The organism is Phenylobacterium sp., assembly GCF_036963605.1.
Taxonomy (GTDB): Bacteria; Pseudomonadota; Alphaproteobacteria; order Caulobacterales; family Caulobacteraceae; genus Phenylobacterium.
Genome location: NZ_JBALUY010000152.1, coordinates 338 through 611 on the forward strand (window position 1 = coordinate 338; position 274 = coordinate 611).

The following is a 274-nucleotide window of genomic DNA, read 5'->3' on the forward strand; positions in this document are numbered from 1 at the left end:
TCGAACGTGCCGCCGCTACGTCCCGAAGAAAACGGACCGGCTGAAGAGCTCGCGCGCGCCCTGACCGGCGACAATTCTCCGCGAACGGTCGCCTACGGGACCGAAGCGGGCCAGTTCCAGGATGCCGGCCTGTCGGTCGTGGTATGCGGACCCGGGTCGATCGAGCAGGCCCACCAGGGCGACGAATTCATCGAACTCTCCCAGATCGACGCCTGCATGGAGTTCATGCAGAGACTCAAGACCCGTCTGGAAGCCTAGCCTGGCACGGCCTGGC

At 65.3% G+C, this 274-nt stretch carries 1 protein-coding gene; it reads left to right on the top strand.

The genetic code is table 11. The annotated features are described in order from the left end of the window. Window positions 1-258: M20/M25/M40 family metallo-hydrolase (locus tag V7702_RS16810; RefSeq protein WP_335651219.1), on the top strand; the 258-nt coding region annotated here is incomplete at its 5' end. Window positions 259-274 lie beyond the last annotated feature (16 nt).